Source organism: Arcobacter siniprincipis (SeqCode) (assembly GCF_048571125.1).
In the GTDB taxonomy this organism is placed as follows: domain Bacteria; phylum Campylobacterota; class Campylobacteria; order Campylobacterales; family Arcobacteraceae; genus Arcobacter; species Arcobacter siniprincipis.
Window position 1 is genome coordinate 2,034,042 of the sequence record NZ_CP182343.1, and the last position, 15,319, is coordinate 2,049,360.

Annotated in this window: 14 protein-coding genes; 8 read left to right on the forward strand and 6 right to left on the reverse strand. The window is 27.0% G+C overall.

Annotated elements, in window-relative coordinates:
* Positions 1 to 31: 31 nt before the first annotated feature.
* From hslU to ACNI3D_RS10225, 4 genes are all read right to left on the reverse strand, one after another.
* Positions 32 to 1,360 carry an ATP-dependent protease ATPase subunit HslU gene (gene hslU / locus ACNI3D_RS10210; protein WP_375724006.1) on the reverse strand — a complete coding sequence of 443 codons (1,329 nt, stop codon included), beginning with the start codon at positions 1,358 to 1,360 and terminating at the stop codon, positions 32 to 34.
* Between the two features lie 5 nt (positions 1,361 to 1,365).
* On the reverse strand, positions 1,366 to 1,902 hold the full coding sequence (hslV, locus tag ACNI3D_RS10215) for an ATP-dependent protease subunit HslV (RefSeq protein WP_375724007.1): 537 nt from the start codon (positions 1,900 to 1,902) through the stop codon (positions 1,366 to 1,368).
* A 3-nt stretch (positions 1,903 to 1,905) separates the two neighbouring features.
* Positions 1,906 to 2,352, reverse strand: coding sequence for a 50S ribosomal protein L9 (rplI, locus tag ACNI3D_RS10220; RefSeq protein WP_375724008.1), 447 nt, complete (start codon positions 2,350 to 2,352; stop codon positions 1,906 to 1,908).
* A gap of 84 nt (positions 2,353 to 2,436) precedes the next feature.
* Entirely contained in the window at positions 2,437 to 3,078 is a 642-nt protein-coding gene (locus ACNI3D_RS10225; RefSeq protein ID WP_375724009.1) for a recombinase family protein, read from the reverse strand.
* Between the two features lie 236 nt (positions 3,079 to 3,314).
* On the opposite strand from ACNI3D_RS10225, the gene ACNI3D_RS10230 reads away from it, so the two are divergent.
* From ACNI3D_RS10230 to ACNI3D_RS10260, 7 genes are read left to right on the forward strand one after another with little or no spacing between them, the layout of a single operon-like run.
* Complete coding sequence (locus tag ACNI3D_RS10230) at positions 3,315 to 3,875, forward strand: UbiX family flavin prenyltransferase (protein ID WP_375724010.1); 561 nt, start codon at positions 3,315 to 3,317, stop codon at positions 3,873 to 3,875.
* Entirely contained in the window at positions 3,868 to 4,362 is a 495-nt protein-coding gene (gene coaD, locus ACNI3D_RS10235) for a pantetheine-phosphate adenylyltransferase (protein WP_375724011.1), read from the forward strand. The genes ACNI3D_RS10230 and coaD overlap by 8 nt, the downstream gene beginning before the upstream one ends.
* The gene (gene tmk / locus ACNI3D_RS10240; protein ID WP_419766906.1) at positions 4,353 to 4,919 is read left to right on the forward strand and encodes a dTMP kinase; all 567 of its coding nucleotides are present in this window, start codon (positions 4,353 to 4,355) and stop codon (positions 4,917 to 4,919) included. The genes coaD and tmk overlap by 10 nt, the downstream gene beginning before the upstream one ends.
* Positions 4,912 to 6,135, forward strand: coding sequence for a histidine--tRNA ligase (gene hisS / locus ACNI3D_RS10245; protein ID WP_419766907.1), 1,224 nt, complete (start codon positions 4,912 to 4,914; stop codon positions 6,133 to 6,135). Before tmk ends, hisS begins: the two co-directional genes overlap by 8 nt.
* Positions 6,135 to 7,943 (forward strand): biosynthetic arginine decarboxylase, encoded by a 1,809-nt coding sequence (gene speA, locus ACNI3D_RS10250; RefSeq protein WP_419768990.1) that lies wholly within the window; start codon positions 6,135 to 6,137, stop codon positions 7,941 to 7,943. Before hisS ends, speA begins: the two co-directional genes overlap by 1 nt.
* Positions 7,936 to 8,700, forward strand: coding sequence for a serine O-acetyltransferase (gene cysE, locus ACNI3D_RS10255; RefSeq protein WP_375724014.1), 765 nt, complete (start codon positions 7,936 to 7,938; stop codon positions 8,698 to 8,700). The genes speA and cysE overlap by 8 nt, the downstream gene beginning before the upstream one ends.
* Positions 8,700 to 9,434, forward strand: a complete 735-nt coding sequence (locus tag ACNI3D_RS10260; protein WP_419766908.1) for a sulfite exporter TauE/SafE family protein — start codon at positions 8,700 to 8,702, stop codon at positions 9,432 to 9,434. The genes cysE and ACNI3D_RS10260 overlap by 1 nt, the downstream gene beginning before the upstream one ends.
* Here ACNI3D_RS10260 and ACNI3D_RS10265 read toward each other — a convergent pair.
* Positions 9,427 to 10,665, reverse strand: coding sequence for a DEAD/DEAH box helicase (locus ACNI3D_RS10265; RefSeq protein WP_419766909.1), 1,239 nt, complete (start codon positions 10,663 to 10,665; stop codon positions 9,427 to 9,429). The two genes, ACNI3D_RS10260 and ACNI3D_RS10265, sit on opposite strands and share 8 nt — an antisense overlap.
* Before the next feature lie 37 nt (positions 10,666 to 10,702).
* On the reverse strand, positions 10,703 to 13,195 hold the full coding sequence (gene acnA / locus ACNI3D_RS10270) for an aconitate hydratase AcnA (protein WP_419766910.1): 2,493 nt from the start codon (positions 13,193 to 13,195) through the stop codon (positions 10,703 to 10,705).
* Between the two features lie 101 nt (positions 13,196 to 13,296).
* On the opposite strand from acnA, the gene ACNI3D_RS10275 reads away from it, so the two are divergent.
* Positions 13,297 to 15,216, forward strand: coding sequence for a mechanosensitive ion channel family protein (locus tag ACNI3D_RS10275; RefSeq protein ID WP_129101092.1), 1,920 nt, complete (start codon positions 13,297 to 13,299; stop codon positions 15,214 to 15,216).
* The last annotated feature ends 103 nt before the right edge of the window (positions 15,217 to 15,319 follow it).

Genomic DNA, 15,319 nt, shown 5'->3' on the forward strand with positions numbered 1-15,319 from the left:
TTACCTTATTTTAGCCAAAAAAAAATAAAAACTACAATATATATCTTGCAGTATCTTCATCTTTAACAATATCTGACAATTTATCTTCTACTAATTTTTTAGTAATGATAATAGTTTCTCCACTTTTTTCATCAGCATCAAAACTTATATCTTCTAAAACTTTTTCAATAACTGTATGCAATCTTCTTGCACCAATATCTTCAGCTTTTTGATTTGCTTCAACTGAAAGGTGTGCAAATGAATGAATTGCTTCATCATCAAACTCTAAAGTTACACCTTCTACTTCTAATAAAGCTTTGTATTGTTTTAATAATGAATTCTTAGTATTTGTCAATATTTTATATAAAGCCTCTTCATCAAGTGCATTTAACTCAACTCTTAAAGGAAATCTCCCTTGTAGTTCTGGTAATAAATCACTTGGCTTGCTAACATGAAATGCCCCAGCTGCAATAAATAAAATATGATCAGTTTTTACTTGTCCAAATTTAGTTTGAACATTACTTCCTTCAACTATTGGAAGTAAGTCTCTTTGCACACCTTCTTTACTTGGGTCTTGATTTTGATTACTTTTTCCAGATGCAATTTTATCTATTTCATCAATAAAAATAATTCCACCATTCTCAACTCTTCTTATGGCTTCGTGTTTAATAGATTCTTGATCTATTAATTTTTCACTAGCTCCACTTCTTAAAAGTTTTCTTGCATCTTTTATTTTTACTTCTTTTTTTATTTTATCTTTATTTAGAGAACCTAACATATTATTTAAACTCTCTTGCATAGAAGTCATATCAATAGGAAATGATGAATCTATAACTTCAACATGAGCTTTTTTAGGAAGCTCTATTTCAATTACTTTATCTTCTAATTCACCTTTTAAAAGTTTTTCTTCCATTTTGTTAAAAGTTTTAATAAAAGACTCTTTTGAACTCTCACTAGCACCTTCAGGTAAATGAGGAACAAGTTTTTCAATTATTTGTTTATTTACTTCTTGGTCTATGCCATCTTGAATTTTTTCTTCATACTCTTTTGTTACTAAGTCCATTGATGCAAAAACTAAATCTCTAATCATAGATTCAACATCTCGACCTACAAAACCAACTTCAGTGTATTTACTAGCTTCTACTTTTACAAAAGGAAGACTCATCATTTTTGCTAATCTTCTTGCAATCTCAGTTTTCCCAACACCAGTACTTCCTATCATAAGAATATTTTTTGGCATAATCTCTTCTTGAATATCTGGTTCTAATTGCATTCTTCTATATCTGTTTCTTAGTGCCAATGCTATTGTTTTTTTAGCATCATTTTGACCAATTACATAATCATCTAGAAATTTTACAATCTCTTTAGGAGTCATATTCATGTGTATTAATCCTCTATTTTTAATAATTTTATATTTTGATTTGTATAAATACAAAGTTCTCCTGCAATCATTAGTGATTCTTTCACTAAATCTTCAGGGTCTAAATTTGAGTGCTTTTGAAGTGCCCTTGCAGCAGAAATAGCAAAGTTCCCACCACTTCCAATAGAGGCTATCATTCCATCTTCTGGTTCAACAACATCACCAGTACCTGATAATATAAATATATGTTCTTTATTTAAAACTATCATCATAGCTTCAAGTCGTCTTAGAACTTTATCTTTTCTCCACTCTTTTGAAAATGCAATTACAGCTTTTAATAAATCACCTTTTGTATTTTCTAAATGTGTTTCAAACATATCAAAAAGATTAAATGCATCTGCAGTACTTCCAGCAAAACCAGCTAAAATTTTATCCTTATAAAGTGTTCTAATTTTAGTAGCATTACCTTTTAAAACTGTATTTCCAAAAGTAACTTGACCATCTCCACCAATAACTGCTTTATCTTTTGCCTTATAGGCTAATATCGTAGTAGCATCAAACATATTTTACTCAGCAATTACATCAAATTTAACTGTTCCATGGATTCCATGACCTAGTTTACAATCTGCTTCAAAGATACCTTCTGTTTTTACTTTTGAATTTAATGTTATATTTTTTTTATCTAAATCAATATCTGCTTGCTCTTTTAATATTTCAGCAATCTCTTTATTTGTAACAGAACCAATCAAGTGTCCATTAGCTCCAATTTTATGTTTTATTGTAAATTTTTGAGAATCAAGTATTTTTGCAGTCTCTTTTGCAGTTTCTATTTCTTCTGCTTCTTTTTGGGCTTCTCTTCTCATTTGAGCTTTGTGTTTATTTAAAACTTCATTTGTTGCAAGTAATGCTAAACCTTTTCCAATTAAAAAATTTTTCCCATAACCATCAGAAACTTCTTTTACTTCACCAGCTTTACCAGTACCTTTTACATCTTTTAATAATAATACTTTCATAATATATTCTCCATATTTTAAATAGCTAATATGATACTATAATATTTTTGAAGTAAATATAAATATGAAAGTAGAGATATAAATTTAACTTGCTAATTCTTCTAAAGAAGTACTATGTTCTCTAATATTTCTTTTTTTTACATAGTTATTTAAACCAATGTGATTGTTATATCCCAAAAGTTTTGCTATTTTTCTAACAGATAATCCCACACTTAAAAGTTCTTCTATTTTATCTCTTTGTTTATCAAATTTTGATTTTTGGATAGTACCTTTTGGTTTACCTAAACTTTGACCACTTAGTTTTTTTGCACTTAGAGCTTCTTTTGTTCTTAAACTCATTAAGTCTTTTTCCAAAGCAATTGTCATAGATATCATTCCTAAAACCATTTTTGTAAGCATGTCATCATTATCAACTAATTCTAGGTTTTGTTTTATCACTAAAATTCTTACTTTATTTTCCAATAAAAATTTAACAATTTCTAAAATTGTTTCAATCGTTCTTCCAAAAACATTTAAATCATATACGATTAAAGTAGAGTTCATTTTACATGATTTTAATAATTCTAAAATATTTTTTTCTTCAGATGGAGTGTTGATTTCTACCTCAATATTATGAAAAATTTCCATATTATGTTTCTTGACATAATTAATAATTCCATTTTCTTGTTCTTCTGTATAGTTTTTATTATTTTTATTTATTCTTAAATAAGTGAAATTTTTAGACATAATTATCCTTTAAACATTTAGTATAACTTAAATTAATAAAATTATACAAAATGATTGCTTTATCTTAATTTATAGTAATACAAAATGTTAGCATTCCAATGATTAATATTAGCTTAAATTTAAGCTTTTAATAAGTTTTTAACTTTTAAATTCTGAAACATAATACATAATTGTTTGAAAATAAAGATTTTTTAGGCTAATATCACTAATTTATCTAAAGAATATAAGGATCTAAATTGAGATTAGTTGTAGCAATTAGCGGTGCTAGTGGAGTAAATTTAGGAATTAAATTTTTAGAGCTTTTACCTCAGGACATCCAAGCTTTTGTTGTTATTTCAGAAAGTGCAAAAATTGCATTAAAATATGAACATAATTCAGCATTTGAAAAACTGAAAAATCAAGAAAATATCAAACTTTTTAAGAATAGTGACATAGCTGCACCTATTGCATCAGGTTCATTTAAAATTGACAAGATGGTAATTATCCCATGTTCTATGAATACTTTAGCAAAATGTGCATATGGTTTTGCAGATAATCTAATTACAAGAGCATTTGCTGTATCCTTAAAAGAAAAAAGGGAAGTTTTAATAGCTCCCAGAGAAATGCCTTTTTCTCAGATTCCTTTAGAAAATATGACCAAATTGTCATCATTGGGTGTTATTATTTCACCTCCTATATTGGGTTATTATTCAAATAACACAACAATTGATGAAATGGAAAACTTTATTATTGGAAAATGGTATGACAGTTTAGGAATAGAAAATAGTTTATATAAAAGATGGAAAGAAGATGAATAAAGAAAATAAAGAACAAATCTCATCATACAAAAGTGCTATATATTCAGGTACATTTGATCCAATTACAAATGGACATATGGATATTATAAAAAGAGCAGCAAATATTTTTGATGAAGTAATTATAGCAGTTGCAAAAAGTGAAAGAAAAAAACCTATGTTTTCCCATGAAAAAAGAGTTGAATTCGCAAAAGAAGCCACAAAAAATATTAGTGGTGTAAAAGTTGTAGGATTTGATACTTTATTAGTTGATTTAGCAACTAGTTTAAGTATTACAACTATTATTAGGGGTTTAAGAGCAGTAAGTGATTTTGAATATGAACTTCAAATGGGATATGCAAACTCTTCAATTAATAAGACAATTGAGACTTTATATCTTATGCCAACGCTTGAAAATGCCTTTGTTAGTTCTACAATTGTTAGAGAAATTATATTATTTAAAGGTAAGTTTCAACACTTAGTTCCAAAAGAGGTTATAGAATGTATGTAGTTATAGAAGGAATTGATACAGCTGGAAAATCTACTCAGCTTGAAATTCTATCAAAAAAGTTTAGTGAGGCTATTTTTACAAAAGAGCCAGGGGCGACAAAACTTGGTAGTAAACTAAGAGAAATGGCACTTAATGGTGAAGCCAAATCAAAAATTGCAGAGATGTTTTTATTTTTAGCAGACAGAGCTGAACATATAGAAGAGGTAATAAAACCAAATATTGACAAAATGATTATTTCAGATAGATCAGTTATTTCAGGTATTGCTTATGCTTCAAGTTTGCCAATTGAAGTTGTCACAACTTTAAATTTGATAGCTACGGAAAATACTTTGCCTAGCCATACTATTTTATTAGAATTGAGTAAAGAAGAGTTAACAAAAAGATTAGGAAATAAATCAAATGATTCAATTGAATCAAGGGGAATTGATTATTTAATTGATATTCAAAATAGAATGAAAAAGACAATTGATTTGTTAAGTTTAAACTACATCTTTATAGATGCAAGTTTAAGTATAGAAGAAATTGCAAAAAAAATTGAGGATTTTATAAATGGGTAAACAAAATATTCAAAGTCTAAGAGGGATGAATGATATTTTAGGAAAAGAGAGTGAACTTTTTACATATTTTGTTGAAAATGCTTCAAAAATAGCTAAGAACTATGGATTTACATACATGGAGACTCCTATTTTAGAAGAGACTGCACTTTTTAAAAGAAGTGTTGGAGAAAGTAGTGATATTGTAAATAAAGAGATGTATCAATTTATCGACAAGGGTGAAAATGATGTATGTTTAAGACCAGAAGGAACAGCAGGGGTTGTTAGAAGTTTTGTAGAAAACAAATTTGACCGTGCTGGTGGAACATATAAATGGTACTATTATGGTCCTATGTTTAGATATGAAAGACCACAAAAAGGAAGACTTAGAGAATTTCACCAATTTGGCTGTGAAGTTTTTGGCATAGATTCTGTTTATGAAGATGCAAATATTATCATGATGCTAAAAGAGATTTTAGATTTCTTTGGTATTGGCTTTACTTTACAACTAAACTCATTAGGTTGCCCTATTTGTATGCCTCCATATAAAGAAAATCTTGTAAAAGTGTTAACAAATATAAAAACAGAACTTTGTGAGGATTGTAATAGACGAATAGAAACAAATCCTATAAGAGTTTTAGACTGTAAAAATGAAAAATGTCAATCACTTTTAGTCAATGCTCCAAAGATAACAGATAATTTATGTGAAAAATGTGATAGTGATTTTGAAAAATTAAAAGAGATTTTAGATTTTAATAATGTAAGTTATGTTATAGATTCAAACTTAGTTCGAGGTTTAGATTATTATTCTCAAACTGCCTTTGAATTTACATCAAATGAAATTGGTGCTCAAAGTGCAATTGCAGGTGGTGGAAGATATGATAGACTTGTAGAGTTTTTAGGTGGAAGAGCAACTCCTGGAATTGGATTTGCTATAGGAATTGAGCGATTACTTGAACTAATAAAACAAAAAGATATAAAAGAAGATACAATTTATTTAGGTGCGATGAGTGAAGATGCACTAAATACAATAACAAAAGTTGCTCTTAAAAAAAGAAAGACAACAAAAACTATTATAGAGTATAGCCCAAGAAGTTTTGGAAAGCATTTCAAAATAGCTGAAAAACATGGTGCAAATATTGTCGCATTGATTGGTGAGACAGAACTAGACAATGGAACAATTTATATAAAAAATATAGATACACAAGAAGAACAAAATTTAAAATTAGAGGATTTTTAATAGTGAATGATTATGGTATTGACATCTGGAGTGATGATAATTTTATTATTGAAGATGGATTAGCAAAAGTTAATTTTGACTGTAAACCATCACTAATATCTATTGTAAAAGATATTAGAAAACAAGATTTTAAAGGCCCTTTGCTTTTAAGATTTCCACATATAACAAAAAAACAAATACATACACTTTATGATGTATTTAATGCAAGTATAAAAGAGTATAACTATCAAGGAACATTTAATGCAGTGTTTCCTTTAAAAGTAAATCAATTACCTAACTTCATTCACCCTTTGATACATGAAGGAAAAAAATTCAATTATGGATTAGAAGCTGGGAGTAAAGCAGAACTTGTTATTGCAATGACATATAATAATATAGGTTCTCCTATTACTGTAAATGGATTTAAAGATAAAGAGATGATTCATTTAGGTTTTATTGCAAAAAAAATGGGACATAATATTACTTTGATTATTGAAGGTTTAAATGAACTTGAGATGATTGTAGAAGTTCTAAAAGAGACAAAACTTGAATGTCCAAATATAGGATTAAGAGTAAGACTTCATAGTGGTGGAAGCGGATTATGGGCTAAAAGTGGAGGAATAAACTCTAAATTTGGTCTTACATCAACTGAAATCCTTGAAGCATATGAATTAATGGAGGAGTGTAATATTGTTGATTATCTTACTATGATTCACTTTCATATAGGTTCAGCAATGAACTCAATAAAACCATTAAAAAAAGCACTAAGAGAATCTGGACATATTTATGCAGAACTTAAAAATTTAGGTGCAACTAACTTAAAATCAATTAATATTGGTGGTGGTTTAGCAGTTGAATATAATGCCTATGAAAGAACAAGATTTTATTCACTTAGTGAGTTTGCAAGTGATGTTATATTTACATTAAAAGATATTGCTAAGCAAAAAGGTGTTGATGAACCAAATATCTTCACAGAATCAGGAAGATTTATTTCAGCTGCTTCAACAGTACTTATAACTCCTGTACTAGAGCTTTTTTCATCTGAATATGAACTTGATCAATTAAAACTAAAAGAAAAAAATCCCCCACTAATTCAAGAGTTATTTTATTTACATAGAGATATGACTAAAAAAACTGCTTATGAGTATATGCATGATAGTACAGATCACATGGAATCACTTTTAACACTTTTTGATTTAGGTTATATTGATTTACAAGATAGATCAAATGCAGAAGTTCTAACCCACCAAATAATAAAAAAAGCTATTTCATTTTTAGAAATTAATGATTATGGAGAGTTAAAAAAACTTAATGAAAGTATTCAAGAAAAGTATTTATTGAATTTTTCTCTTTTCCAATCACTTCCTGATTATTGGGGTATCGATCAAGAATTTCCAGTAATGCCTTTAACACATTTAGACAAAAATCCTACAAGAAGTGCTTCTTTATGGGATATTACTTGTGATAGTGATGGGGAAATTCCTTTTGACTCAAAAAAACCACTTTATTTACATGATATAAATTTAAATGAAGAGGACTATTTCTTAGGCTTTTTTAATGTTGGAGCATATCAAGATACTTTAGGAATGAAACATAACCTCTTCTCACACCCAACTGAAGTTAATGTAGTATTTAAAGATGGGAAAGTTGTATTAGAAAAAATATTAGAATCTCAAAAAATAATTGATATCCTTGAAGACATTGATTATGATACAGATAATATGAAAAATATTTTAAGAAAGAATCTGGATCCAGAAATTTATAAAGATTTGAAAAAATATTTAAATGAAAATAGTTATTTAAAAACTATATGGAGTTATTATGAGTGATGAAATAAATAAAGAAACAATTAAACCAGAACCAAATACTGAAAAAATCTCTCTTTGGAAACAGATAAAAGAAGACTTTTCTGTTCCAAAATTAAATGACCCAGCACTAAACTCTAATATTGAACTTATTTTTAATTACCCTGGAGTTTGGGCAGTTATCAATCATAGAATTGCAAATAGACTTTATAAAAAGAATTTCAAACTAACTTCTAGAATAATAATGGGACTTACCCAATTTTTATGTAATATGGATATTCATCCAGCTGCAACCATTGGGAGAAGAGTATTTATAGACCATGGAATTGGTGTAGTTATTGGACAAACTGCAATTGTGGAAGATGATGTACTAATTTACCAAGGTGTAACTCTTGGAGGAGTTAGTTTAAATAAGGGTAAAAGACACCCTACTATTAAATCAAACTCTGTAATTGGAAGTGGCGCTAAAGTTTTAGGAAATATTACTGTTGGTAAAAATAGCAAAATTGGAGCAAATTCTGTTGTAATTTGTGATGTACCAAAAAACTCAACTGCAGTTGGAGTACCTGCTAAAATTATCAAAAGAGATGATAAAAATGGTAGATTAAATCATGGAGATTTACCAGATATAAATAAAGAGATGTTTGAATATCTATTAAAAAGAGTTGCTGTTTTAGAACATGCAATTAAAAAACATGATGGAATTGATTTGACTAATGAAGATACAGATCTTGAATGTATTTACAAAAAATTTATTTCTGCAATGAACTCTATTAGATAATGATTTTTGAACTTCTATTTTTAGGACTTGTTACAGGTTTTGTTTCAGGTTTTTTTGGTGTTGGAGGAGGAATGATACTTGTTCCAATGCTTTTATTATCTGGATTAGTTATGAAAGAAGCCATATCTATTTCAGTTGTTCAAATGGTATTTAGTTCAATTTTTGGTTCATTTTTAAATAGTAAAAAACAATCAGGTATATTAGTTGATGGAATAGCCATTGGAAGTGGAGGCTTCTTAGGAGGTCTATGCTCAGGATTTGTAGTTGCTACATTTTCAAATCTAACTTTGCAATATATATTTATATTAATTATGCTAGCTTCAATTTTAAAACTTTTTGTTACTCCTGCTGAACATGACAAAAAAGAAAAAAATCAATCTATATTATTACTTGTATTAATTGGTGCGATTTCAGGTGCGATTGCCATGAGTGTGGGTGCTGGTGGTTCTATTATTATAACTCCAATTTTAGTTGGATTTATGAATTACAATTTAAAAAGAGCAACAACCCTAGGACTATTTTTTGTAATCTTTTCTTCAACTGCTGGATTTATATCTTTAAGCTTCAATGGTCATATGATGTATTCTCAAGGTATAATAGTAGGTTTAGCCTCTTTAGTTGGTGTATATTTAGGTATAAAAATAAAAAATATGATTAATCTAGTCTCTTATAAAAAATACATTCTTATTTTGTATACCTTAACTTTTTCAATAATGATTTATAAGACTATTTAGTCTTTTTTAAAGCTTGCTCTCTTAATTTATCTTTTTTACTTTTTCTTTTACCTTTTACGGGAGCAGTTCCTTTTGTTTTTTCTATAGGAGCTCCTGTTAGTTCAAACCCATTTATTTGCTCTTTTTCAAGATTAATATCACTTCGTTTTTCAATTAAATCAAAATGTTCTTTATCTTCATGGGATATAAAAGAGACTGCAATACCACTCTTCCCTGCTCTTCCTGTTCTTCCTATTCTATGAATATAATCAGCAGCAGCCCTTGGTAAGTCATAATTAACCACACATGAAATATTATCTATATGCAATCCACGGGCAGCTATATCTGTAGCAAATAGTACTTTTATTTTATTTGATTTAAAATCTTCTAAAGTTTCATTTCTCTCTTCTTGAACTAAATCACCATGAAAAGACTCAGCCTCAAAACCATATTTTCTGAATTTAAAAGCTAAATTGTCACATGAGCGTTTATTTGCCATGAAAACTAAAACTTGTTGCCAATTCTCTTCTTTTATCAAATGTCTAAGTAAAGCACTTCTATTCTCTTTATTTACTTCTATTACCCTTTGATTTATACTTTGAACTGTTGTTTCTTCATTTTCAATAAATATTTCAATAGGATTTTGTGTTATTTTTGAGGCAATATTTAACATCTTTGTAGGATAAGTTGCAGAGAAAAGAAGATTTTGACGCTCTTTTGGTAGAACTTCTAATAAAAGTTCTAACTCTTCTTCAAAACCAAAATCAAGCATTTTATCGGCTTCATCTAAAACAAAAAAGTCAAGATTTGATAAATCCATCTGTTTTTTCTTTAAAATATCAAGTAATCTTCCAGTAGTAGCGACAATAACATCACACCCTTTTTGAATACTTAATAACTGTTCACCAATACTTTCCCCTCCAATAACACTTACAACTTTTGGTTTCTTATTCATATATTTACTAAATGTTAAAAAAGCAGTAGATACTTGTAATGCCAACTCTCTTGTTGGAGTTAAAACCAAGCATCTGATTTTTGGCTTTCCTTCATAATTTTGATTATTCCAAAGATTTAATATGGGTAAAACAAAACTTGCAGTTTTTCCACTTCCAGTTTGTGCTCTTGCAATAATATCTTTATGTTCTAATATTAAAGGAATTACTTTTTCTTGAATTGCAGTTGGTTTAATATAGGTACTTTCAGTAAGTGATTTATTTATCTTATCTGATAGTTTTAATTTTAAAAATGACATATTGTCTAATCCCTTTTATGATTTTTATACTTTATTATTATTTTGATATCAAGTCATTTAATAATAAACTTAAGTTCCTATTATTTTTATAATTGCTTTTAGTAATACTATTATTTAGCTTAGTTTCAATAATTCCTCTATTTGAACTTATTGTTAAATTATATAAACTATTTGTTTTTACTTTTTCATCTAAATTAATATCAATGACCTCATCACCTTTTATAGCTAATATATTTATATCTTCACCTTCTGTGAATTCTAAAGCCAATATTCCAAGACAGTGCAAATCAAATTTATACTTTTTATGAAAAGACTTTGCAATTATAGCTTTTATTCCAAGTGATTTTATTCCTTTAATTGACCACTCTATTTCTTTACCCATTCCAAAGTTTTCACCAGCAAACAATACTGAAGGTCTTTGTCTTTGTTTAAATCTTTGAGATAGTTCATAAATAGATACTATTTCATCTTTTTCAAAATCTTTTGTAAATCCACCCTCTTTTGAAATTATTTTGTTTTTAAGCCTTACATTGTCAAACATTCCCCTTGACATAATTTCAAAGTTTCCACATCTAGTTTCAAAAGTATTATAATCAAATGATTTTATACCTTTTTGTTCTAAATAATTACCAGCTTCTGAATATAAAGATATTTGTCCTTGAGCAGAAATATCTTTAGTCTCTATATTATCTCCTAAAAGTGCTAGTATACCTGCATTTTCAATTTGATTATTTTCATCTTCAACACTATTTATAAAGTTTGATTGTTTTATATCTATGGAGTTTGTATCCCAATCAAAAGTTTTATTATCAGATATTTGTATATTTTGCCAAAAGATATCTCCTAAAAATATATTTTTATATATGTCATTATAAAAACTAAAATCTAATTTATTTAAATATTCAATTACTAAATCATTCTTTGGCCAAAATTCACAAGTCTTCATTTCTTTAATAATATTGCTCTTTATTGTTTGTGTTAATGTATACGCTACAACTAAAGATGGAGACATAAGATAACTTGATTTTATCAAAGGATGAGTTTTTTCTTTTAAATGTCTATTTCCAGAACTTATTGAAACAACATTTAAATTATATTTTCTAATCTCTTCTTCTATTCTCTCATCTAATGAATAAATAGTATCACACTCATTAGCAATAATATCAAAACCTAAATATTCAAAGTAACTCAATAATTCTAGTTTTGTTAAATAATTTTTTACAATATGAGATTTTATTATCAATACTTTTTTTATATTTTCATTAACTTTAACTCCTAATTCATAAGCCTTTTTTGCCACAAGTCCAGCATGTATCAATAAATAAGGATTTGACACCATTGTACAAGTATTAATAGAAGCTAATACAATAGATGTGTCCTTTAGAGTTATTCCCTTTTTTGTTATATGTAGATTATCTAATTCTTTTACTTGTACTTTATTTTCTACATCTTTATAGTCAAAAATAATAGGTTCTAACTCACTTAAGTTTATCTCAATAGTTTCATCAAATGACAACTCTTTGTTTTCAAAGAAAAGTTCTTGATTTTTCAGGTATATCTTAATAAGTTCTGAGAATTCATTACTATTTTTTGTATTACTAAAATATAATAGTGTTTTATCTTCTATTGGGAAATAAAAAGAAATCGCACCATATTTTGAGGCCATATTAGATAAAAAAGATCTATCTTCTAGTGTTAACTCAGAAAGTCCATCACCTAAGAACTCAACTATTTGATTATCTATTCCATGTTCTTTTAATCTAAATTTTAAATATAAGACTAAATCAGATGATGTAATCCCTTTTCGTAGTTTTCCTTTTATATTTACACCTAGAACTTTGGGTAACTTAAACTCTATAGGATATCCTAACATTGATAATTGGGTATCTATTCCACCCACAGAATAACTTAATACTCCTAATGAGTTTGTAATAGAAGAATTTGAATTACTACCTAAAACTGTTTCAGGAAACAAATAATTTTTTCCATCTTTTTGTTCTAGATGAATAATTGTAGATAAATATTCTAAGTTTAATTGATGACAAATTCCAGAACCAGGGGGAATAACACGAAAATTACTAAAACTATTTTGAGCCCATTTTATAAATTTATATTTCTCTTTATTTTTTTCTATTTGGAATTGGATATCTTCTTGCGAACAATTGTGTTCTAAATCATAATCAAAAAGTAAATCAACCATAAGCTTAGGATTGATTTTATCTATTTTCTCTGAAGTGTCTTTTAGTTCTTCTCTTAAGGTAGCCAAATCAATCAAAGAAGGAAGTATTGTAAAATCTTGGGTAATCATTCTTGAAGGATAAAAATTAATTAAAGAGTTTTTTCTAGTTAAAAAAGTATCAATTATATACTCTATTTCCTCATCATTTGATGCTTTTCTTAAATTCTCTTCTAATAGTATTTTTAAAGAAATTGGAAGTTCTTTTAAGCTTTCATATATTGAAAAAACTTTTTTCAAGTCATAATAATAAAAAAGTTCATTTTCTATTTCAAAACTATTAAGAATATTCATTCTACTTAACCTTTATAATTAATAATAGGTAAAATACCAAATGATTGTTTAATCTTTTATTATGGTATAATGGCTGCTTTAATTTTTACAATGGATATCAAATGCACAATACAAAAAAATACAATTTATTGAAAATTATTTTACTTTTACTACTAACAATAAACCTCTTTGGAAATAATCTTCCCATAGCAGATACTGAGGTAAAAAATCAACAAAGTGATCAAACTACAGATGAGATACAAACAGATGAAAACAATACAACTAATGAAGTAGATCCTTATGATTTGGGTTTTATTATTAAACTTATTCAAAGTAAAAATTTTAAATTAAATACAGATACTCAAATTGAAAAAATCGATAATGAAATGGAAAAAATTGTAAAAAATATAAATAAAGAGATTCCTTATACTTTCGATGAAAAAAGTTACAATGAAAAAACTAAATTTTTAAATAGTAAAATAAATGTTAACTCTAAATATGACAACAATTTAGCTGTCTCAAGAGACCTCTTAAAAATAACCATATTAGAAAATAAAAAAGACTTTGCTCAAACAATCAATTCAATAATAGATGGAAAAAATTCCTTTAAAGATAAAAAGTATTATATTTCTTTAATTAATGATTCTATAGAAAAATTAAAGAATATTGATCTAAATATATTTAAAAAAACTGCTTCTCAAATAAGTGATTTAAATGATACTCTTTCTACTGATTTCAAAACTTCTTTGAAAACATTGGAAGCTCAAATAAAAGCAAATTTACTTGTATTTAATTACCTCAAATCAAATATGAATGAATATAGACCTAGTAATTTTATTTTAGATGAATTAAGTTTAAAATATGTGATTAAGAAAATTGATTCTACTAGTTATATAAAGAATATATCCGAAATATTTGATTATTACTTTCATATTTCAATAGGTAAAATTGTTATTCTAATCTTTATTTTTATACTTTTCTTTATAGCTAATAGAAAAATATTACCATTTTTTACAAGTTTATTTAATAAGAAATTATCAAAAAAAATAAAAACTCTTGATATCTCTATTTTAGATATTATTCCAAGTAGTTTTAGTTTTTCTGTTTCTATTCTTATGTATATTTTTGCTTTGCAATTATCTCTTTTTTTACTTATTGATAATGCAAGTATAGTAAATAAACTTGTTCCTTGGTTCACTACAGTTTATTTAGCACTTTTATCTTATATGTTTTATAGAATATTAACAAACTATATAAATCTTTCATCGGATAAAATATTTAATGATTATCCAAATATGCGAAAAGAGATGGTAGATTTTATTTTAAGAATTCTAAAAATATTAATACTTATTTGTCTACTTCTATTTTTATTAGTCCAATTAGGTTTTGATATTAAAGCTATTATTGCTTCACTTGGTATTGGTGGTATAGCAGTTGCACTTGCTGCAAAAGATACACTTACAAACTTCTTTGGATCATTAAATATTATTACTGATAATTCCTTTTCTCAAGGGGATTGGATAGAAGCTGGAAGTGTTGAAGGAACTGTTGTTGATATAAGAATGAGAACAACAAGAATTAGAACCTTTGCAAATGCAATGATAACAGTACCAAATGCTCAATTAGCAAATATGTCAATATTAAACTGGTCAAAAAGAGTAATTGGAAGAAGAATCAAAATGGCAATAGGAATTACTTATGGAAGTAAAATGAGTGATATTGAGAATCTAGTCATTGACATTAGAGAGATGTTACAAGAACACCCATCAATTGCAAGTACAAAGTTAAATATTGATAAAAAACCTTATTTATTAAAAAAAGAAGATTTAATTGGTATAAAAAACACTACTTTAGTTTACATTGATGAATATGCAGATAGTTCAATAAATATATTAGTATATTGCTTTAGTAGAAGTCCTGACTGGGAAGATTGGCTAGAAACAAAACAAGATGTTATCATAAAGATTTCACAATTAGTAGAGAAAAATAATTGTTCGTTTGCTTTCCCTACTCAAACTATACATTTAGAAAAAGAAATTTAAATGAATGAAAAGAAAAAAAATAGTAGATTTTAGTTATTAATACTAAAGCTACTTTAGTTATGAGTTTATAGTCAAACTTCCAAAAACTAGGTACTAAATATCA

What these genes read in the sequence shown, in the direction of transcription:
- hslU (WP_375724006.1), bottom strand. Translation starts at nt 1,360, where the DNA reads ATGAATATGACTCCTAAAGAGATTGTAAAATTTCTAGATGATTATGTA.
- hslV (WP_375724007.1), bottom strand. Translation starts at nt 1,902, where the DNA reads ATGTTTGATGCTACTACGATATTAGCCTATAAGGCAAAAGATAAAGCA.
- rplI (WP_375724008.1), bottom strand. Translation starts at nt 2,352, where the DNA reads ATGAAAGTATTATTATTAAAAGATGTAAAAGGTACTGGTAAAGCTGGT.
- ACNI3D_RS10225 (WP_375724009.1), bottom strand. Translation starts at nt 3,078, where the DNA reads ATGTCTAAAAATTTCACTTATTTAAGAATAAATAAAAATAATAAAAAC.
- coaD (WP_375724011.1), top strand. Translation starts at nt 3,868, where the DNA reads ATGAATAAAGAAAATAAAGAACAAATCTCATCATACAAAAGTGCTATA.
- tmk (WP_419766906.1), top strand. Translation starts at nt 4,353, where the DNA reads ATGTATGTAGTTATAGAAGGAATTGATACAGCTGGAAAATCTACTCAG.
- hisS (WP_419766907.1), top strand. Translation starts at nt 4,912, where the DNA reads ATGGGTAAACAAAATATTCAAAGTCTAAGAGGGATGAATGATATTTTA.
- cysE (WP_375724014.1), top strand. Translation starts at nt 7,936, where the DNA reads ATGAGTGATGAAATAAATAAAGAAACAATTAAACCAGAACCAAATACT.
- ACNI3D_RS10260 (WP_419766908.1), top strand. Translation starts at nt 8,700, where the DNA reads ATGATTTTTGAACTTCTATTTTTAGGACTTGTTACAGGTTTTGTTTCA.
- ACNI3D_RS10265 (WP_419766909.1), bottom strand. Translation starts at nt 10,665, where the DNA reads ATGTCATTTTTAAAATTAAAACTATCAGATAAGATAAATAAATCACTT.
- acnA (WP_419766910.1), bottom strand. Translation starts at nt 13,195, where the DNA reads ATGAATATTCTTAATAGTTTTGAAATAGAAAATGAACTTTTTTATTAT.
- ACNI3D_RS10275 (WP_129101092.1), top strand. Translation starts at nt 13,297, where the DNA reads ATGCACAATACAAAAAAATACAATTTATTGAAAATTATTTTACTTTTA.